Origin of the sequence: Streptomyces sp. NPDC000983 (genome assembly GCF_040299205.1) — a bacterium.
Lineage (GTDB): Bacteria > Actinomycetota > Actinomycetes > Streptomycetales > Streptomycetaceae > Streptomyces.
Genome location: NZ_JBEPBM010000037.1, coordinates 56,885 through 74,732 on the forward strand (window position 1 = coordinate 56,885; position 17,848 = coordinate 74,732).

The following is a 17,848-nucleotide window of genomic DNA, read 5'->3' on the forward strand; positions in this document are numbered from 1 at the left end:
GGGGGATGGAACCGTCGGCGGCCGCTCCGCCTCGGGACTACCGGATGCTGGTCCCGCGGGAGTGGTTCCGCATCGACCTCACCAAGGACCGCTGGCGCGCACAGCTGAAGACCTTCGTGGACCGTGGGACGGCGGGCCGGGGGGTCTCCGCGGAGGTCACCCGGCACGTCTGGACCACCCTGCGCAACACGGCGGAGGCGGGCCGGGCGCGGGGCGCCATGGAGTTCTTCCTCCTGGCGGCCCCGGCCACCCGGGACGGCATGCCGCCGGCCTCGCTCCTGGTCTCCCTCACCCCGCTGGGCGACACCCCGGCGGACCCGTCCGCGTACGCGGCATGGCTCGAACTGAGGGAGCCGGAGGAGGGCCCGCGACGTGAGGTGTCGGTCGTCGACCTGCCGGCGGGCCGAGCGGTACGAGTACGGGGCGCGACCTCCCTGGACCTCCACATCCACATGCCGTCCGACTCCGGCTACCTGACCCTCGCGTTCGCGTCCCCGCTGCTGGGGATGACGGGGGCGATGGAGGGGCTGTGCGATGCGATCGGGGGGTCGGTGGGGTGGGTTCACTGACGTTACGCCAGCGCTGCGATTCTGGAGGGAGTCCCATGTGGACGGCTGGGTGATTGAAGTGGGAGACCGGAGTGTCTGACGACGACAGTGGCGACGGCCTCGTGGACCACATCTTCGAGTTCGACTTTCAGCCGGGCTGGGTCAATCTGTCTCTTGAAGAACGGACCTGGATCGAAGCATCGGTCGTCGCCACGCTGGTCGCGTCACGGCAGTTCGACCAAGGCGAGCTCGAGGTCACGACCCGCATGCTGATCCGGGACCTGAGGCGGCGCTCCCTCAATCTGAACCTGGACACCCCGAATCTTGCGATGGCCTACTACACGCCGCAGGGCCGAGCAGTCGCCGGCATGACACTCAACTCATACGCGGACGAAGGCAAGCCGCGCCCGCTGCGGGACGAGGTCGTGCCATTGGTGACCGATTTCGGTGACACAGAGGTCGTTCGTGAGCCGGACACCCGTCACCTGGACCTGCCAGTCGGACCTGCTCTGCGCATCCGCGCAGGCTTGCGGCTCAAGGGCGGCTTCCTGAGCCTGAGGCGTGGGCGAACATTGGAACTCCTGAAGTACGCCGTCTTTCCTCCAGGCGTGCGCCATATGAGCGTCTTCGAGGTCACCTGGTACCGGGAGGAGGACACCGAGGAAGTCATGCGTCTGACCGACGAGTTGGCGGCATCGGTCAAGATCGTGATGGTCGATGACGACGGGAACCCGGTGAAGCAGTAGGTTCAGGACGCGGCAGCCGTACCTCAGGTCAGTTCGCGGCTTGGAGCCGGATGCTTCTGGCGAAATCGTCGATTGCGTCGAAGGCGCCCTCAAGCAACGCTGGGTCGTCGTAGTGGCCTTTGAGCAGCAGATCGACATTGTGGACCGGGTCGTTCCAGGCGTAGGCGATGGAGAGCATCAGGCCGCCGTCCGGACGGGGCCAACTCCGCAGACATCGAATGCCTTCGCCGAAGTGAGGCGAGGCAAAGGGCGTCGTTTCGACGCGGTCGCCGGCGTCGGCCGCTGACGGGTCGGGTTCGGCCAGCATGCTGAGATGGAGGGCACTGTGTTCCTCGTCGCAAGCGAACTGCTTGGTGAACAGGACCAGCGGTGCGGCTTGAGGCGGCATCGGACCGAACAGAAAAGCCTGATCAGCTTGGACGCGATTGCGCAGCATGGTCGCGGACGCTTCGAGGAACTTCTTCAGCTGACGCTTCTCGCGCCACGTGAGTTTCCGCCGATGGATCAGGGCTGTCGCTTCTAGTTGTAGGTCCAGCCACCTTGCGAAGTCCGAACTGCTTCCCTCAAGGGGCATGTGAAACCAGACGGACGGATCGGAGGCCGTCTCGACGATCATCATGCGTAGCTCCAACGGAATGTGGTCATTACAGCGTCGAAGAGCTCCACCAAGGTCTCGGCGAACTCGGTGTTCGTCCCGTTGGCCAGCAGCGTACTGAAGGAGAAGGTGATCCATTGTGCTGGAACGCTGTTTGGAATCGGCACGATGTACTGAACCCGCCAGGACGGGACCTCGATGCCTCGGCTAGGGTCGGCCGACAGCTTCGTCAGGGTCCGCACTGCGGCCACCCCATCCAACTCCTGGGCTGAGGCACCTTCGGAGTCGCGAGCCAGGTCGATCAGGACACGACGTGGATCGACGCCGCCTGATGGCGCGCCCAGAGGCTCCGAAGCAACGAATGAGGCTGGGATCAGCAAGCCATGCATGCGCTCGACCGGCAGATAGAGTGTCAAACCATCCGACTCGCGCGCTTGCCGAGCTGTCTCCTTGAGTTCCCTCGTGAGCAGCATGCGGGCTCTGGGAATGTCGTCCTTCGGAAACCCGACGGGCAGCTGCGAGACCGACTTCCGTACGATCCGTTGAATGGCCTTCGTCGTGCCGGACCGCAGCGGGATCGTGTCCCATCCCGGTGGTGGAACAACGTTGAAGCCGACAGGAGTTCGGGCGGTCTCGGTTGGATTCTCAGGACGTTGCACTGCGGTTCCTCAACTTCTCCACTGCACCGGTCGCACCCACCAGCGCTGTCAGTAGCGGACCACCGACCACTCCTGGCCAGAAAGAGACCAAGAGACTGGGAATTGCGAGAGACCATGCCATGGCGAGGTCGCGGGTCAGCAGAGGCGGGCGCTGGCTGGGCTTCGGGTGTTGGGTGAGGACCCAGAGTAGATAGAGCAGGAGGGCTGAGAGCGTGGCGTAGTAGATTCCGAGAAGTATGGAACTACCTGATTCGGGTGTGATGATCCCGACTGCGATCATCGGGAAAATGGAGGTTAGGCCGATGATGATCGTCACTCGAACTCGAAAGTTCACGCCCGTTCCCAGCTGCTGTCCAAGTGACATCTATTGGCCTCACTTCCATGTGTGGTCGAATTCTTGAGAACGTTTCCTTACCAGTGCGTGTCAGGTTCGGGCATCCAACCGCTCTCCTTCCATGTGTTGTAGTCGTCGTTGTACGGCTTGTCGCCTGGGAAAAAGGGTGCATGCTCATTCAGCCAGCCGACGGAGTCGCTCTTACTCAAGGACTTGTCCATGACGTCAACGGCCATACCGGTGTATCCCGCGAACACCGAGGCCGCGTAGCCTGCCTTTCCAAGCGTGGATGCACCCCCGGCCACGGCGTCAGGAAATGCCTTGGTGTTGGCGCGTAGTTGACCGAAGAGTCCGGCAGCCTCATCGTCACCCACATGAAGCCACTTGGATGCCGCGGATACGGGAGTAGGTTCCTTGGCGACCAAACCGGCTTCACTGGAGATCTTCTTCAAGGTGAAGTGACGCAGGTCCTTGAAGAACTTTCGCGAGCCGGCATCCCGGGCGTTCGCGATGGCTTTACTCAGGTCGTCAAGCATGCCTCTGTGAGACCTGAGGCCAGCCTTGAGTCCACCCGTTCGCACAACTTGAGCGGCAGAACTGGTAGATTTCGCCGCGTTCTTCAGCATGATGATTCCGCCGCGGCCAATTCCCATCAGGAGCAGGCCGCCAATATCGAATGCGAGATCGGTCCAGGAGGCGTCGCCAGATGCAACAAGCACAGATCTGGTAACAATTGTGAGCAAGGCGATTCCCAGGACCAACATATTGAGGCCCGGGATCCAGATGGCGACGATTCCGGCGATAGTGGCGATCCAGCCCAGGCCGTCAAGTACGGTCTTGATCCAGTCCGCATTGTCGTGGACCAAGCCTTTGAAGTCTTCCCACCACGAGTCTTTGATTACGTCATCGATCTCGTCCCTGATCTCACCCGCATAGTGACTGGCGCGACTGTCGCGGTCGCTGGTAATGGAGTTCAGTTGCTTCCGGTAAGTCTGTATGGGGTCGTCATCGGTTCCACTGGTTGATGGAGCAGGAGCATCTTTTGCTCCGATGTCGGTGCCCTTGGACTTCTTGGCATCGATATCGTCCTGCTTCTTCTTGGCTCGGCGCAGGACTCCATCGGCGTCCGACTGGAAGTCTTCCAACTCGTTCGCCCACAAGGTGAGGTGGCCGTGGACGCGCTCATAGCGACTGGCCACCTCACGCATGTGCTTCTCAAGCGTGGAGGACTCTTCGCGGAGGCGCTTGACGTACTTGCCCTTCAGTGTTTCCTCATTGCTGATGGACTGTAGGTTCTTGGCCTGGGTCCTGAGCTTCTCCACCACAGAGACCATGTGCGTGACCTCGTCGCGAATTTCTTCAGGATCGCCGGGTACGGGGTCGGCGTCGCAGAGGGGTTGCCAGTCGACGGGGCGGCGCTTGGATGACGCTGTCACTTCTTGTGCTTCTGTTCGTCACGCTTGGCAAGCTGATGGTCAAGGTCCTTGAATGCCTTTTTGGTGCCGGCCACAAGCTTTCCTACCGAGTCAAGACTCTCGATGAGTTTTGTCCGGTAGTCGTCCCAGTTTTCGACGAATTTATCCATTGCCTCGGCGATGTCGTGGGATCCCCAGTGCTGGCGTGTTTCATCGCGACGCTTCTCGAGATCTTCAAACGTCGTCTTGAGTTGACCCAGCTTCTTTTCGGACTCCGTGAGGAGTTCGTAGTCGACGGTCAAGTCCGAGTCTGTCACTGAGTACTCCTCACCAGTTTGCGAAGCTGTGGCCCCACGTCATCGGTTGACGGACTGGATCTCCTGGACGGTGACCGCCTGGTCGGCGCCGAAGGTGCCGTTCGGGAGGTCGCCGCCCGCCCCACCCGTGCCGGCCCACGTGATCTCCCACGTGATGGTGGCCTGGAGGTCAAACGTGCCGTCGCCCGACGAACGCAGGTACTTCAGCCCGCACGGCGGCGTCTCGTCGGCCTTGCCCTTCGCGTACGGCTCGCCGATGGAGCCGTCGGCGTTGATGACGCACTCACCGGACGCCGGGTACGTCTCCGCGTCCGCCGTGCCGGGCTCCAGCCTCAGGGAGACCGGCTTCGCCGTCGTCATGGCCTGGAGGTTGAAGCCGGGGGCGTTGATCGCCGCCGTGGCCTGGACCTCGTCGAAGACCGCCTCGTCCAGCCACGCCCACGTCGGCAGGTTCACCTTGGTCGTGCCGTCGGGGGCGAGCGTCACCTCGGTGTCCGGCAGTTCCATCGCCTGGTAGGCGAGCGCGGCGAGTATCTCCGGGGTGATCGCCTGCTCGTACTGCGCCGGCGGGGCCTCCCCGTTGTCGACCCAGAACGGCAGGTCGTTGCACGAGTTGCGCTTCAGGATGTCCGGCTCGTTCGGGTTCTCCACGGCCGCCCAGAACATGCCCTCGCCGTCGTTCTCGACGTTGTAGTCCTTGTAGCCCGGGGTGTCGGTCCAGCCGTACTCGTCCTCGTAGTGCCGCTGCAACTCGCTCAGCGCGGCGCCCGCGTGGCCGCCCATACCGGGTGCGCTCATCTGGCCCTCGATGTCCTTGGACATCTTCTCCTTGAAGTCCTTGGCTCCGAGGTAGGGGGCGTACCAGCACGGCGGGGGCGTCCAGTTGACGTCGGCGGACGTCACGTTCCCCCGGCTGCCGCCCTTGGCGACGGAGCCGGAGTATTCGATACGTGCGGTGGCGTAGATGTTGTTGCCGTCGCTGCCGCCTGACTGCTCCGCGTCGGATCCCGGGCCGAAACCCACGCCGGTCCCTGCGTAGGCGGACTCCGAGTGGACGAGGGTGCTGAGGGTCAGCGTCAGGGCTGCGACGGCGACGAGAGTGCCACGATGTCCCCTCACCGGCACTTCGCCGCCTTGGTCTCGACGAACACCTTGGACGCCCGCCACAGGTCCGTCCCCGTGGGGTTCTTGACCATGATGATCTTGAAGTAGCCGAAGTCATTGATGCTGGGGTCGGTCTTGAGGACCTTCCCCGACTTGACCTCCTTGCCATAGAACTTGGTGTCGTCCGCGCAGAACGCCACCTCCACCAACGCGCCGTTCGCCGCGGACCGGGTGGTGACGTCGTAGTGGCGTCGGGTGCCGGTGACAGTCCAGCCGCCGTCGATGTAGGCGTTGATCTGCGTGTTCGCGTACTTCAGACCGCCGTCGACGGCGTAGGTCACCACGCCTGCGTCCTTGGTCGTGCCCTTGTCCACGCCCCGGAACATGGCCCGGAAGAAGTTCGCAGTATCGGCCATAGCCGCCGCCTCGTTCTTGTTCTTCGGCTCGTCCCAGTCGAAGACCAGATTGACGTCGGCCGGCAGCGACACATCCACCCCGTCCGGCTTGTCCTCTGCCGGGGCTCCCGAGGGGGACGTCGATTCCTTCGGGGTCGGGGACCCCGACTCCGCTCCGGCGATCTTGTCGTTGTCGCCGGACTTGTCGTCCTCGCTGCCGCAGGCCGACAGCAGTAGTGCTGCGGCGGCTACGAGCGCGGTGGCGGCGGGCAAAGTGCGGCGCTTCACAGTGGTCTCCCCGTGAGACAGAAGTTCAGTCAGGACAACAGACGCTATAGGTGCGCTTCTTGGTTTCGCCACCGCGAACGGTGGCCACCCCCGCCTGCAAACCCACCGCAAGGTGAGAATCGGCCGACGGGGGTCATGACGCGGGAACACCGGACCGCGTCGTCCGTACCTTCTCCGCCACCCGCGCAACCCCGGAGGGCAACGCGGACAATGGCCGTGAGGTGTCCTCGTCGTACGGGACCCTGCGGTCGCCGGGCGGCGGAGCCGGCAGGGTCAGCCGGAGGTCGGGAAGTTTCCCCGGCGATGCGACCGCCGAGTCCAGGCAGGCTGGGCAGAGGGGCAGCATCTGACGGCGGTTGGTGGAGTGGGAGAGGCGTACGTGGCGGCGGGAGGCCGCCGGCCCGTGCAGGGGGTTCACCGCGCAGCACAGGGCCTGGCCGGTACGGGCCGCCCTGGCCAGGACGATGACCGTGAGAAGCGTCATCGGGTCCGCGCCGCGGAGGTTCTTCGCGTCGCCGTCCACCAGGAGCAGCGCCGCCTCGGCGACGTCACCCCCGGACGGCATCGCCCGCAGTTCCGCCCACGCCGTTTGCCGAAGGTACGACTCCGTCGGCTCGCTCGGTGACACCACGGGGAGTGCCTCCACGGGCAGGGGACGACGGCGCCGTACCACTCCGCCCAGGATGCCCAGCAGGGCCGCCGCGAGGCCGAAGGCGAGCAGGCCGGCCATCCCGCCCAGGAACAGTCCGGGCCAGAACTCCCCACCGAAGAGGGGCTCCAGGTCGTCCTCCGTGGCGGCGTTGGGCACCGGGTAGGGGTCGCCGGGGGTGAGGGGTTCGTCGGTGCGTTCCGTCTGTTCGAGGGCCTTCAGGACCGTGTCCAGGCGGTCGCCCAGGAGGAAGTCGTCGGCGTCGTAGGACCTGTCGTCGCCATAGGTGACGGAGTCGGGAAGGTCGTAGAGGGGGCCGTACCTGTCCAGGGCCAGACCGTGGTTGTAGATGTCGATGTAGCCGCTGAGCGGGTCCGCCACGATGTACACGCCGTCGCTGCCCGTCTTGTCGCGGACCGCCGCCACGAATGCCTCGGCATCGTTCGCGGACTCGTCCTCCGGTATCTGCGGCACGAGGGTCACGAAGACCGGGCCGCCGCCCTCCGAGCGCTCGAATCGTTCGATACGGGTGTGCAGGCGCGCGAGTCGGGCGCGGTCCAGGAGCGGCGGGCTCTCGCCGTCCACGTACACCGGGTCCTTCGCCAGGGCCTCGGCCACTCGGTCGGTTCTCGCCTCCAGGTCGACGGCCCGGGGTGGGGGCGTGGCGCTCGACGTCGTCTGGTCGAAGACCTGCGAGGCGATGACGGCCACGGCGACGGCGCTCACGAGGGCGAGCAGTGGGGCGGTCCAACGGTTCCCGGAGCGGCCCGTCGTCCCGCGCAGCCTGCCCCGCCACCGCCGTACGTACGGGAAGAGCAGCAGGAGCAGCGTCGGGACGCCTGCGACCAGGACCGCGGTGAGGGTGGTCTGGTTCTCCCGGTCCGTCGGCCCGATGTACAGGTCCGGCGGGCTGTCGTCCGCGTACGCGACGCGTGCGGCGTCCGCCCGTTCCGCGGCCTTCTGCGCCCCCTCGGCCACGACTTCCGCGAAGAGTTCAAAGGCACGCAACGAACCCGCGTCGTACGGCAGCTCATAGAGGCTGACGGTCGCCGCGTCCTCCGCCGGGGCGCTTACTCCGAAGGCCCTGGCGTCCTCGACCGTGGCGTCGTCGAGGAGTACGTACAGTCCGTCCCGGCCGAGGCGGTCGTGGACCGCTTCGAGCAGGTCCCGGCCGGACCCGGCTCCGTAGGGCAGCACGAGGACGTACGTCGGGACCTCGATGCCCTTCGCCACGGCGGCGAAGTCCCGTGTCATGGACTTCGGTGTCTCGCGCGGGAGTTGGTCGGTGATGTACACCGGGTTCTCCCGCAGGCGGTCCGCCAGGTAGGCGGCCTGGGTGTCGTCGTCCGCCGCCCCGGCGGGCGCGGCTGCCGCGCAGGCCATGAACAGGGCTGCCAGTAGGGCGCCGAGCGGCAGAAGGACTCCGCGCACTCGGAACCGAAGACCCCGTGAAGCCACCGCGGCCTCCCCCATGACGCGCACCCGTCCGCCCCCGTCTTCAACTCGCCACTTCATCAACGCGAAGCGGATGACTACTCCTTGGGATCCAGCAGCTTGCGCAGCGCCGGTGACAGTTCCGGCACCCGCGCCCCCGCCGCCTGGGCCGCGGTCAGCGTGCGGACGTACGCCTCGGCCTGCTCGCGCAATGCCTGCTTCCTGCTGCCCTGGCGGCGGCCCGCCAGCCATACGGCGATCGCGAGCGGTACGAGGACGAGGAGCCCGTAGGCGGCGGGGACCTCCTCGCCCCAGGCCCAGCCCGCGCCGACCAGGCCCACCAGGAGGAGCAGACAGCCGGTCTCGTCGTGCCAGCCGCCCGCGTCCGCCATCTCCTCGTACTGCGTGACCGCGGCCGGTTTCGGGGGCACAGTCACGGATTGGGGGGTTTCGACGGGGACTTGGTGCGGGTCGCCGGAGAAGGGGGGAACGGCGGGGTACTCCGGTATCCGCGCCCAGCCCTTCCCGCCGCCCTCCGCCGTGCGGCCCTCGAGCCACGCGGGGACGTGCGTCAGCGGCAGGCCGTGCGCGCGGGCCACGCCCAGGACCTCGCGGTAGCCGGTCAGAGCCGGGTGGGTCAGCTCACGCTTCCAGCGGACGGAGAGTGCGATCAGTGCCGCCACCCCGACCACCACGAGCACGCCCGACGCGATCAGCGACGGCTGCGCCGCACGCTCGGGCATCGCCGTCGTCGTGAACGGAAGAGTCACGCCCACCGTCAGCGTCAGACCGCCGATCCAGGCGAGCCAGCCGCGCGAGGTCGCCCGAAGCGCCCGCTGCCGCTCCACGAACAGGGCTTTCACTGCCTCGTCGTTCGTGTAGTCCACCCCGTGCCGGGCGCCGATGGCGCGGGCGGCCTCCAGGACGCGGGGATCCGTCGCCAGCGTCGCCCCGTTCACGGGGAGGAGGTTCGTCGTCGTATCTGCCATGACGGTCAGTCCGTAACCCTTCGTCCTTCTCGTCCTTCGTCGGCGATCGAAGATCTTGGCACGGCCGTCCCTCGCGCTCGTGAGTGAAAGGTGCAGGCTTCATGGTTGACGCGTGAGGAACGGTTCCGCCGAGATCCGGAATCACTTCGCTTCCGCACAGGAAACCGCTGTTCAGAGCCGTGCGCACAAGGGGCTTACCTGGGGCTTCCGTTGCGGGTGAGTAACAGTACGGCCCCCACTCCGCACGGGGCCAGACGTGCCTTGAGGGGCTTATGAGCGGCTGATACGGTGCCATGGCTTGACACTGACCCCAGCTGCTGACTATCCGCGCAGAGCGCGACGATGACGCAAACAGGCGGTGAAGTGTCCGGAATTGCAAAGTATTTGGCAGTCTTGGCAGACATTTTCTTGGCTGTACGGGGAGCGGTTGCGTGAAGATCCAAGAGCGTACGGGGGCGGGCGCGGGACGTTCCGCGGGACCGGCTCAGCCGTCGGTCGGCGACCGGCTTCCCACCCCTCCCCGTGAGCGCAAGCCCGCACTGGCCGCACTGGCGGTGCTGCTCATCCTGGTCGGCGCGCTCGGCGCGACGATGCTCGTGCTCCAGGCCGGCGACCGGATCGAGGTCGTCAAGGTGACGAGCGAGATCGAGGCCGGTGAATCGGTCGGCGACAACGTCCAGTCGGTGCTGGTCGCCAAGGACGACAGCATCAACTATGTCGAGTGGAGCAAGCTGAAGACCCTTCAGGGGCTCAAGGCCAAGTCCACGATCTACGAAGGCACCCTCGTCATCGGCGAGATGTTCGCCGACCAGGTCGGGGTCACCGAGGGCAAGGCCACCGTCGGCCTCTCCCTCAAGGCGGGCCAGTTCCCGGCCGGGCTCAAGGCCGGCGACGTCGTCGCCGCCTACCGCGTCGGCGCCAACAGCGGTTCCGGCTCGGACGCCGACGCCGAGGGCGGCAACGGCGGTGCCGCGGCCGGCGGCGGCAACAACCTGATCGTCGACCAGGCCACCGTCACCTCGGTGCCCGGCGGCGACGGCGACGAGCTGGTCGGCAGCTCCAACCTCGCCGTCACCGTCACCGTCGAGACCGACCAGGCCGCCCCGCTGGCCCTGGCCGCCTCCAACGGCGAAGTGGCGATCGTGCTCGTCCCCGGCACCGACTAGAAGGCGGAACCCACCCCATGGCGCTCATCGCTCTCGCCGCCGACAAGGGTTCCCCCGGCGTCACCACCGCGGCCGTCGCCCTCTCGGCGGTCTGGCCGCGCCGTGTCCTGCTCGCCGAGACGGACCCGGCCGGCGGCGACCTGGTCTACCGCAGTGCCGCCGCGCACGGCGGACCGCTCAACCCCAACACCGGCATGCTCTCCATAGCCGCCACCGCCCGCCGCGGCCTCGTCCCCGACCAACTCTGGGACCACGTACAGCCGTTGAGCGGCGGACTCGAAGTCCTCGTCGGCCTCGGCACCTCCGAGCAGGCCGCCGGCCTCGCCGGACTGTGGCCGACCCTCGGGCACGCCTTCTCCGCGCTCGCCGACTCCCCGCAGTCGCCCGCCGACGTCATCGCCGACTGCGGCCGCATCAGCGGCGACACCCCGGCCGTCGACCTGTTCCCGCACGCCGCCCTGGTGCTGCTGATCAGCCGTACCGAGCCGGAGGCCATCGCCCGCGTCCGGGACCGCGCCGCCGCCCTCGCCACCAAGCTGCACGGCGGCCCGCGCGGCGCCGCGAGCCTGGCCACCCCGCTGATCGGGGTCGTCCTGATCGCCGAACCGGGCGACGCCCCGAAGATCGCCGGCCAGGTCAACGACATGCTGGTGCACGCCCAGACCGGCGCCCGCGTCGTCGGCACCATCGCCGACGACCCCACCGGCGCCGACCAGCTCGCCGGCCGCAAGCGCGGACGCCTCGACAAGTCGCTGCTGATCCGCTCGGCCCGCAAGGTCGCCGCCGACGTCTACCAGCAGTACGGCGCCGCCTGGGCGCACCAGCCCCAGATGAACGGCCGCCCGCAATGAGCGCTGTCGACCACCAGCTGGTCAAGCGGTTCCGGCAGGAGGCCGGCGACCGTATCTCCGAGCAGCGCCGCCTGGACCAGGTCAGCGGCGTCACCCCGATGTCCAGCGAGGACGAGCGGCAGTACGCCCGCGCCGTCATCGCGCAGATACTGGAGGAGTACGCCCGCACCGAGATCAACGCCGGGCGCACCCCGCTGGACGCGGAGACCGAGGAGCAGTACGCGGCGGCCGTGCACGCCGCCCTGTTCGGCGTGGGGCGGCTCCAGCCGCTGCTGGACAACGCCGAGGTCGAGAACATCGACATCAACGGCAGCGACCAGGTCTTCGTCGGCTACAGCGACGGACGCGAGGAGAAGGGCGACCCCGTCGCGGAGACCGACGAGGAGCTCATCGAGCTGATCCAGGTGCTCGGCGCGTACTCGGGTCTGTCCTCCCGGCCCTTCGACTCCGCCAACCCGCAGCTCGACCTGCGGCTGCCCGACGGCTCCCGGCTCTCCGCCGTGATGGACGTCACCCGGCGGCCCGCCCTGTCCATCCGCCGCGCGCGCATGGGCAAGGTGTTCATCTCCGACCTCGTCGGCAACGGCACGCTGACCCCCGAGGTCGGCCACTTCCTCGCCTGCGCGGTCCGCGCCCGCAAGAACGTCATGATCGCGGGCGCCACCAACGCCGGAAAGACCACGCTGCTGCGGGCGCTCGCCAACGAGATCCCCGGCCACGAGCGGCTCATCACCGTCGAACGGGCCCTGGAGCTGGGCCTGGACACCTTCCCCGAACTGCACCCCAACGTGGTCGCGTTCGAGGAGCGGCTGCCCAACTCCGAGGGCCAGGGCTCCATCACGATGGCCGAACTGGTGCGGCGGTCACTGCGTATGAACCCCTCCCGCGTCATCGTCGGCGAGGTGCTCGGCGACGAGATCGTGACCATGCTGAACGCGATGTCGCAGGGCAACGACGGCTCGCTGTCCACGATCCACGCCAACAGCTCCAGCGAGGTCTTCAACCGTATTTCGACCTACGCGCTCCAGGCGACCGAGCGGCTGCCCATCGAGGCCAGCCAGATGCTGATCGCGGGCGCGGTGAACTTCGTCGTCTTCATCCAGCGGCGCAACAACTTCCAGAGCGGCGGCCGGCTCCAGCGCATGGTCACCTCCGTCCGTGAGGTCAACGGAGTCGACGGCCGCGTCCTGTCCAGCGAGGTGTTCGCGGAGACGCCCGACGGTCGGGTCGTACCGCACGCGCCGATCGCCTGCCTGGACGACCTGATGGCGTACGGCTACCGGCCCGCCGGAACATGGGGGTGAGCACACGATGACCGGAGAACTCGGTTCTCTCGGCGGTCTGTTCTCCACGACCGTCCTGTACGCGCTCGCCTGCGGTGTCGCCGTCGGCGGCGGCCTCGCGCTGCTGCTGGCGGCCGTACGCGGGCTGCCCGCCAAGCCCGAGCACGAGAAGCAGAAGGCCGCCGAGCGGGCGAGCGAGCTGATCCGGTTCGCCGGACAGCGCGGCTCCCTCGCCGCCCTGGTCGGCCTCGCCGTACTGCTGCTGACCCGCTGGGCGGTGCTCGGCATCGCGGCCGGCATCCTCGTCTTCTTCTGGGACCGGCTCTTCGGCGGCGCCGCCGAGGAGCGGGCCGCCATGAAGCGCGTGGAGGCACTCGCCTCCTGGACGGAGTCGCTGCGCGACACCATCGCCGGCGCGGTCGGCCTGGAGCAGGCGATCCCCGCCTCCGCGCGGGCCGCCGCCCCCGTGCTGCGCCCGCACCTGGACGCCCTGGTGGACCGGCTGCGCTCGCGCACCCCGCTGCCCGACGCGCTCCAGCAGCTCGCCGACGAGATCGACGACGCGTCCGCCGACATCATCGTCGCGGCCCTCATGCTCAACGCCCGCCTGCGCGGCCCCGGTCTGCGCCAGGTGCTCGGCGCGCTCGCCAAGTCGGCCCGTGAGGAGGTCGACATGCGGCAGCGCGTGATGGCCCAACGGGCCTCCACCCGGCGCTCGGTGCAGATCGTCGTCGCGGTGTCGGTGGCGTTCGTCCTCGGACTGTCCATCTTCAACCGGGAGTTCGTCGAACCGTACGGCGACCCGGTCGGCCAGCTCGTACTCGCCTGCGTCTGCGGGCTGTTCGCGCTCGGCTTCCTGTGGCTGCGCAAGCTGTCCACCATCGAGACGCCCGAGCGGTTCCTGGTCCGCGACGAGTCGTCGGTCCAGTTCGTCCGCCCGCGCACCCCGGCCGGGGCGGGCGCGCAGTCCGCACCGGGCGGGCCGTCCGCACCGGGCGTGCCGTCCGCACCGGGCGGCCCGCAGCAGTCGCCGTTCCAGTCCGAGGAAGGGGGACGACGGTGAGCGAAGTGACCATGCCGATCGTCGTCGGCGCGATCTTCGGCCTCGGCGTCTACGCCCTGGTCCGCGCCCTGATGCCGACCAGGCGCAGCGCCGTCGCGCAGGTCGCGCGGATCGACGCGATGCGGGCCCGCGGGGCGGCGTACGAGTCCGTGCGGACCACCGACGACTCGGGCCGCTTCTCCTCGGCCCGCTCCGAAGTGGGCCGCCGCGTCGCCGAGTTCTACCTCCAGCAGGGCTGGGAACAGCGTTCGCTCCGGGCCGACCTGGCCGTGCTGGAGCGCAGCTGGGAGAAGTTCCTGGCGACCAAGGCGCTGCTGGCGGTCGCGGGCCTGTTCTTCGGGCCGTTCCTGTTCGCGGTGGTGTGGACGCTCGGCTTCGGCAGCAGCCCGATCATCCCGGTCTGGCTGGCCCTGCTCTGCGCCGCGCTCTTCTTCTTCCTGCCCGACGCGGAGGTACGGCGGGACGCGGCGGAGAAGCGCCGTGACCTGCGCCGGGTGATCGGCGCGTACCTCGACCTGGTGTCGATGAGCCTGGCCGGCGGACGCGGTCTGCCGGAGGCGCTGATGGCGGCTGCGGAGATCTCGGACGGCTGGGCCAACCAGCGCATCCGCAACGCCCTCGCCGACGCCCGGATCACCGGCATCAGCCAGTGGCAGGCGCTGGGAACGCTCGGCGAGGAGCTGGGCGTGGAGGAGCTGAAGGACCTCTCCGCCTCCCTGGCCCTGGTCGCCGACGACGGCGCCAAGGTCCGTGACTCCCTCGCCTCCCGCGCCGAGACCATGCGCCACCGCGAACTCGCCGAGATCGAGGGCAGCGCGGGCGAGAAGTCCCAGTCGATGCTCGTGGCGCAGCTGCTGCTGTGCGCGGGATTCCTGGTGTTCCTGATCTATCCGGCCGCCATGCGTGTGTTCCAGGTCTGACGCCGACCAACCCTCTGAAAGGACAACTGATCATGACCGAACGGAACTTCCGCACCGGGATTCCCGCGGTGGACTTCCTCGTCACCTTCCTCCAGAGCCGGGTGCAGCGCGCCCGCTCCGGCGAGCTCGACCGCGGTGCGTCCGCGGTGGAGTGGGTCATCATCTCCGCGGTCGTCGTGGCGATCGTCGGCGTGGTCGCCGCGATCATCAACCGTGCGCTGGAGACCGGCGCGGAGAACGTTGAGGACTGCATCGAGGGCGCCAGCGCGGCCGGCACCTGCTGAGTTTCGGTCCACGGGGTACGGGGGTGCGGCGACGTATGCGCGGTTGGGTACGGAGCAGATGGCGGGCGGTCCGGGACGAGGTGTCCGCCCGCGGTGATTCCGGTATGAGCGCGATCGAGTTCGTGCTGCTGACCCCCGTCCTGTTCTTCATGATTTTCGCGACGGTGCAGTTCGCGCTGTACTTCTTCGCCGACCACGTCGCCCAGGCGGCCGCCCAGGCCGGTGCCCGCAAGGCACGGTCCACGGCGGACGCCCAGCCGGGCGCCTGGCGCGGCGAGGCCCGTACGGTCGTCGACAGCTACATCGACCAGCTGGGCCCGACGCTGGTGCTGTCGCCGAACGTGACGATGCTCCAGCCGGAGCCGAACACGGTCGGCGTGGAGATCACCGCGCGGGTCCCGTCGGTGTTCCCGGGCCTGGACATCACCGTGCACGCGCAGTCGGCGGGGCCGGTGGAGCGGTTCGTGCCGGAGGGGGAGAACTGATGGGCGGCGCGTGCCGCACGGGGGACGACCGGGGTCGCTCCAGCGGGGACGATCAGGGTCTGTCCATGGGCGACGACCGGGGTCTGTCCACCATCGAGGTGGTGATCCTGGCCCCGGTGATGATGCTGTTCATCCTGGTGCTGGTCGCCTTCGGCCAGCTCGTCGACGGGCGGGGCGCCCTGGACGGTGCCGCCCGGGACGCGGCCCGGGCCGGCTCGATCCAGAAGGACCGCGGTACGGCGATGGCCGAGGCGCGCAAGGCGGCGGCCGCGAACCTGGCGGACGTCTGCTCGGGCCCGGTGACCGTGACCCAGACCAGCGCGGGCTTCGACCCGGAGGTGGACCCGATGTTCTCGGTGCAGGTCAGCTGTGAGGTCCGCGGCCTGGCGATGCTCGGTCTGGACATCGACCCGACGATGGACGCGACCTTCAGCTCGCCGCTGGACCCCTTCCGGAGGTCGGCGTGAGGACGGGGCTCGGGGTGCTGCGGGAGTGGCTCGACAGCGGCCGTTCGCTGATGGCCGACCGGCGGTCGCGGCTGGACGACCGGGGTTCCGGAGCCGGCGCGGTGATCATCTTCGCGCTGGTCTTCCTCTCCCTCGCCGCGTTCGTGATCGACGGCGGCATGTCGATCTCCAAGCGGGAGCGGGCCGCCGACATCGCGGAGCAGGCGGCCCGCTACGCCGCCCAGGACATCGACCGCGAGGCCCTCTACGACGACGTCGGGGGCCCCGCGCCGATCAACTTCGAGAACTGCGACGCCCGCGTGAAGGAGTTCGCCGCCGAGATGGACATGACCGGCGCGGACATCGCGGCGACGCGCTGCACGGTCGCGACCGTCGACCAGGTCCAGGTCGAGGTCCAGCTGACCTACGCCCCGGTCTTCACCGGCATGTTCTACGGCGGTGACGTGATCGTCCGCGGCGAGGCGGTGGCGGAGAACGAGGTGGGCTGAGCGGGCGGGCCCGCCCCTCACGCCTTGCCGCCGTCGCCCTTCTTCGGCCGGGTGTCCTTGACCTGCATCGAGTCGTTGACCTGCTTGGCCAGCTCGTCGTCGAGCTTCTTGAACTCGCGGACCACGGCGTCGGACATCCCGCCGAGGGCGTCGAGCTGCTGCCCGATGTCCTCGCGGCCGTCCTCCCAGTTGGACTCGAAGTCTTCCAGGGCCTTGTTGACGGTCCCGTCGCCGATGTCGTCCTCGTACTTCTCGAACATCTTCTTCGTGTGGTTCATCCGGGTCTTGATCGACCGCAGCCGCCGCCCGAAGTCCTCCAGCTCCGTCAGCGGCAGTGAGAGGTCGCTCTTGCCGTTGCCCATGTGTCCGTCCCCCGACTGTTGCTCGTAGGCTGATCGGCACGGTACATCGCACGAAGGGGGAAGGTCGACGTCATGGCCCGCTACATGGAGGCGCTCACGATCGAGCGCGGCGGTTTCCGGATCAAGGTCCCGGAGTCGTGGTGGGAGTTCGACGTCCGCCCCGAGTCCCGCGACGACTCGATCCGCAGGATGGTGAACGAGCGGACGGCCGCCAACCCGGAGCTGGCCAAGTACCGGGACACCTATGTGGAGTTCCTCCGCAAGGCCGCCGCGGACGCCTGGAAGTCGGGCGCCATGTACTGCGGTTGCATGGCCGACAGCTTCGGCGGCGACACCCCGATCACCGGCTCGGTCACGGTCTCCCTGGTCGGCGGCAGCACCAGGTCGGGGGAGCCGCTGCCGACGGACCCGGCGGTCATGGCGAGCACCCTCGCCGTCAAGGAGGCCAAGCGGGAGGGCGACTCCTGGCGCAAGGTGACCGTCGTCGACATCCCGGGCGTGGGCCCGGCGGCCCGGACGTACGGCATCGAGGACATCGTCGTCCCCGACGACGCGCTCAAGCGCACGATCCGCGCGGTCCTGATGCAGACCTTCATCCCGGTCCCGGGCCAGGAGGGCAAGGTCGCCCTGGTCGCGGGCAGCAGCCAGGTCCTGGACCTGGCGGACTCCTTCTTCGACATCTTCGACGCGATCACGTCGACGTTCCGGTTCGCGGAGTAGAGCCGAGTAGAGCCGAGTAGAGCCGACTTCACCTCGAACGCCCGTGCCTTGTATGTTCACTTGTGCATACGGGGCTATTTGACGTGCGCGTGACGGGGGTTGCGGTATGGCGGGGCATCGGCCGACGGACTGGCATGTGCTGGATCTGGAGAGGGATCCGGTGCCGGGGGATCCGCAGCAGGTGCGGTTGCTGGCGAAGTCGTTGCACGACTTCGCGGATGATGTGTCGGATGCGTTGCGTCTGGTGAAGGGGATGGCGGGGGAGACGACGCTTGCCGAGTGGGCG

General features: G+C 68.1%; 22 protein-coding genes and 1 pseudogene. 13 read left to right on the forward strand and 10 right to left on the reverse strand.

Annotated elements, in window-relative coordinates:
* Positions 1-5: 5 nt before the first annotated feature.
* Both ABT296_RS31135 and ABT296_RS31140 read left to right on the forward strand, forming a co-directional pair.
* Entirely contained in the window at positions 6-569 is a 564-nt protein-coding gene (locus ABT296_RS31135) for a hypothetical protein (RefSeq protein WP_351932132.1), read from the forward strand.
* A 71-nt stretch (positions 570-640) separates the two neighbouring features.
* Positions 641-1,294, forward strand: coding sequence for a hypothetical protein (locus ABT296_RS31140; RefSeq protein WP_351932133.1), 654 nt, complete (start codon positions 641-643; stop codon positions 1,292-1,294).
* Between the two features lie 28 nt (positions 1,295-1,322).
* Here ABT296_RS31140 and ABT296_RS31145 read toward each other — a convergent pair whose 3' ends face one another.
* The 9 genes from ABT296_RS31145 to ABT296_RS31185 form a co-directional block, all read right to left on the reverse strand.
* The gene (locus ABT296_RS31145; RefSeq protein ID WP_351932134.1) at positions 1,323-1,913 is read right to left on the reverse strand and encodes a hypothetical protein; all 591 of its coding nucleotides are present in this window, start codon (positions 1,911-1,913) and stop codon (positions 1,323-1,325) included.
* Positions 1,910-2,548, reverse strand: coding sequence for a hypothetical protein (locus ABT296_RS31150; RefSeq protein WP_351932136.1), 639 nt, complete (start codon positions 2,546-2,548; stop codon positions 1,910-1,912). Before ABT296_RS31150 ends, ABT296_RS31145 begins: the two co-directional genes overlap by 4 nt.
* A complete protein-coding gene (locus ABT296_RS31155; RefSeq protein ID WP_351932138.1) occupies positions 2,535-2,864 on the reverse strand; it encodes a hypothetical protein in 330 nt (109 codons plus the stop codon). The genes ABT296_RS31150 and ABT296_RS31155 overlap by 14 nt, the downstream gene beginning before the upstream one ends.
* Positions 2,865-2,959: 95 nt before the next feature.
* Positions 2,960-4,318, reverse strand: coding sequence for a hypothetical protein (locus ABT296_RS31160; protein ID WP_351932140.1), 1,359 nt, complete (start codon positions 4,316-4,318; stop codon positions 2,960-2,962).
* Positions 4,315-4,614, reverse strand: coding sequence for a hypothetical protein (locus ABT296_RS31165; protein WP_351932142.1), 300 nt, complete (start codon positions 4,612-4,614; stop codon positions 4,315-4,317). Before ABT296_RS31165 ends, ABT296_RS31160 begins: the two co-directional genes overlap by 4 nt.
* A gap of 39 nt (positions 4,615-4,653) precedes the next feature.
* On the reverse strand, positions 4,654-5,733 hold the full coding sequence (locus ABT296_RS31170; protein WP_502977370.1) for a hypothetical protein: 1,080 nt from the start codon (positions 5,731-5,733) through the stop codon (positions 4,654-4,656).
* Entirely contained in the window at positions 5,730-6,401 is a 672-nt protein-coding gene (locus ABT296_RS31175) for a hypothetical protein (protein WP_351932146.1), read from the reverse strand. Before ABT296_RS31175 ends, ABT296_RS31170 begins: the two co-directional genes overlap by 4 nt.
* 133 nt (positions 6,402-6,534) lie before the next feature.
* Positions 6,535-8,481, reverse strand: coding sequence for a hypothetical protein (locus ABT296_RS31180; protein WP_351932148.1), 1,947 nt, complete (start codon positions 8,479-8,481; stop codon positions 6,535-6,537).
* Between the two features lie 101 nt (positions 8,482-8,582).
* Positions 8,583-9,473 (reverse strand): hypothetical protein, encoded by an 891-nt coding sequence (locus ABT296_RS31185; protein ID WP_351932151.1) that lies wholly within the window; start codon positions 9,471-9,473, stop codon positions 8,583-8,585.
* A gap of 431 nt (positions 9,474-9,904) precedes the next feature.
* Between ABT296_RS31185 and ABT296_RS31190 the strand changes: the two genes are divergently transcribed.
* From ABT296_RS31190 to ABT296_RS31230, 9 genes are all read left to right on the forward strand, one after another.
* The gene (locus tag ABT296_RS31190; protein WP_351932153.1) at positions 9,905-10,639 is read left to right on the forward strand and encodes a hypothetical protein; all 735 of its coding nucleotides are present in this window, start codon (positions 9,905-9,907) and stop codon (positions 10,637-10,639) included.
* 17 nt (positions 10,640-10,656) lie between these two features.
* Positions 10,657-11,490, forward strand: a complete 834-nt coding sequence (locus ABT296_RS31195; protein WP_351932155.1) for a hypothetical protein — start codon at positions 10,657-10,659, stop codon at positions 11,488-11,490.
* Positions 11,487-12,794, forward strand: coding sequence for a TadA family conjugal transfer-associated ATPase (locus tag ABT296_RS31200; RefSeq protein ID WP_351932157.1), 1,308 nt, complete (start codon positions 11,487-11,489; stop codon positions 12,792-12,794). Before ABT296_RS31195 ends, ABT296_RS31200 begins: the two co-directional genes overlap by 4 nt.
* Positions 12,795-12,801: 7 nt before the next feature.
* The gene (locus tag ABT296_RS31205; RefSeq protein ID WP_351932159.1) at positions 12,802-13,836 is read left to right on the forward strand and encodes a type II secretion system F family protein; all 1,035 of its coding nucleotides are present in this window, start codon (positions 12,802-12,804) and stop codon (positions 13,834-13,836) included.
* An 11-nt stretch (positions 13,837-13,847) separates the two neighbouring features.
* Positions 13,848-14,756: a type II secretion system F family protein gene (locus tag ABT296_RS31210; RefSeq protein WP_351932179.1), complete on the forward strand. Its 909-nt coding sequence runs from the start codon at positions 13,848-13,850 to the stop codon at positions 14,754-14,756.
* A gap of 32 nt (positions 14,757-14,788) precedes the next feature.
* A complete protein-coding gene (locus tag ABT296_RS31215) occupies positions 14,789-15,040 on the forward strand; it encodes a hypothetical protein (RefSeq protein ID WP_351932161.1) in 252 nt (83 codons plus the stop codon).
* A 35-nt stretch (positions 15,041-15,075) separates the two neighbouring features.
* Positions 15,076-15,525: a TadE family protein gene (locus tag ABT296_RS31220; RefSeq protein ID WP_351932163.1), complete on the forward strand. Its 450-nt coding sequence runs from the start codon at positions 15,076-15,078 to the stop codon at positions 15,523-15,525.
* A 65-nt stretch (positions 15,526-15,590) separates the two neighbouring features.
* Positions 15,591-15,992: a TadE/TadG family type IV pilus assembly protein gene (locus ABT296_RS31225; protein ID WP_351932165.1), complete on the forward strand. Its 402-nt coding sequence runs from the start codon at positions 15,591-15,593 to the stop codon at positions 15,990-15,992.
* Between the two features lie 50 nt (positions 15,993-16,042).
* Positions 16,043-16,480: a Tad domain-containing protein gene (locus tag ABT296_RS31230; RefSeq protein WP_351932181.1), complete on the forward strand. Its 438-nt coding sequence runs from the start codon at positions 16,043-16,045 to the stop codon at positions 16,478-16,480.
* 17 nt (positions 16,481-16,497) lie between these two features.
* On the opposite strand, the gene ABT296_RS31235 is transcribed toward ABT296_RS31230, so the two are convergent.
* Positions 16,498-16,842, reverse strand: coding sequence for a hypothetical protein (locus ABT296_RS31235; RefSeq protein WP_351932167.1), 345 nt, complete (start codon positions 16,840-16,842; stop codon positions 16,498-16,500).
* Positions 16,843-16,914: 72 nt separating this feature from the next.
* Between ABT296_RS31235 and ABT296_RS31240 the strand changes: the two genes are divergently transcribed.
* The gene (locus ABT296_RS31240; protein ID WP_351932169.1) at positions 16,915-17,562 is read left to right on the forward strand and encodes a hypothetical protein; all 648 of its coding nucleotides are present in this window, start codon (positions 16,915-16,917) and stop codon (positions 17,560-17,562) included.
* Positions 17,563-17,668: 106 nt separating this feature from the next.
* Positions 17,669-17,848: pseudogene (locus ABT296_RS38775) on the forward strand (putative T7SS-secreted protein); the annotation flags it as partial.

Excerpts from the sequence above, each read along its gene's own strand:
- ABT296_RS31135 (WP_351932132.1), top strand. The coding sequence starts at position 6 with ATGGAACCGTCGGCGGCCGCTCCGCCTCGGGACTACCGGATGCTGGTC.
- ABT296_RS31145 (WP_351932134.1), bottom strand. The coding sequence starts at position 1,913 with ATGATGATCGTCGAGACGGCCTCCGATCCGTCCGTCTGGTTTCACATG.
- ABT296_RS31185 (WP_351932151.1), bottom strand. The coding sequence starts at position 9,473 with ATGGCAGATACGACGACGAACCTCCTCCCCGTGAACGGGGCGACGCTG.
- ABT296_RS31195 (WP_351932155.1), top strand. The coding sequence starts at position 10,657 with ATGGCGCTCATCGCTCTCGCCGCCGACAAGGGTTCCCCCGGCGTCACC.
- ABT296_RS31200 (WP_351932157.1), top strand. The coding sequence starts at position 11,487 with ATGAGCGCTGTCGACCACCAGCTGGTCAAGCGGTTCCGGCAGGAGGCC.
- ABT296_RS31205 (WP_351932159.1), top strand. The coding sequence starts at position 12,802 with ATGACCGGAGAACTCGGTTCTCTCGGCGGTCTGTTCTCCACGACCGTC.
- ABT296_RS31210 (WP_351932179.1), top strand. The coding sequence starts at position 13,848 with ATGCCGATCGTCGTCGGCGCGATCTTCGGCCTCGGCGTCTACGCCCTG.
- ABT296_RS31215 (WP_351932161.1), top strand. The coding sequence starts at position 14,789 with ATGACCGAACGGAACTTCCGCACCGGGATTCCCGCGGTGGACTTCCTC.
- ABT296_RS31220 (WP_351932163.1), top strand. The coding sequence starts at position 15,076 with ATGCGCGGTTGGGTACGGAGCAGATGGCGGGCGGTCCGGGACGAGGTG.
- ABT296_RS31225 (WP_351932165.1), top strand. The coding sequence starts at position 15,591 with ATGGGCGACGACCGGGGTCTGTCCACCATCGAGGTGGTGATCCTGGCC.
- ABT296_RS31230 (WP_351932181.1), top strand. The coding sequence starts at position 16,043 with ATGGCCGACCGGCGGTCGCGGCTGGACGACCGGGGTTCCGGAGCCGGC.
- ABT296_RS31235 (WP_351932167.1), bottom strand. The coding sequence starts at position 16,842 with ATGGGCAACGGCAAGAGCGACCTCTCACTGCCGCTGACGGAGCTGGAG.
- ABT296_RS31240 (WP_351932169.1), top strand. The coding sequence starts at position 16,915 with ATGGCCCGCTACATGGAGGCGCTCACGATCGAGCGCGGCGGTTTCCGG.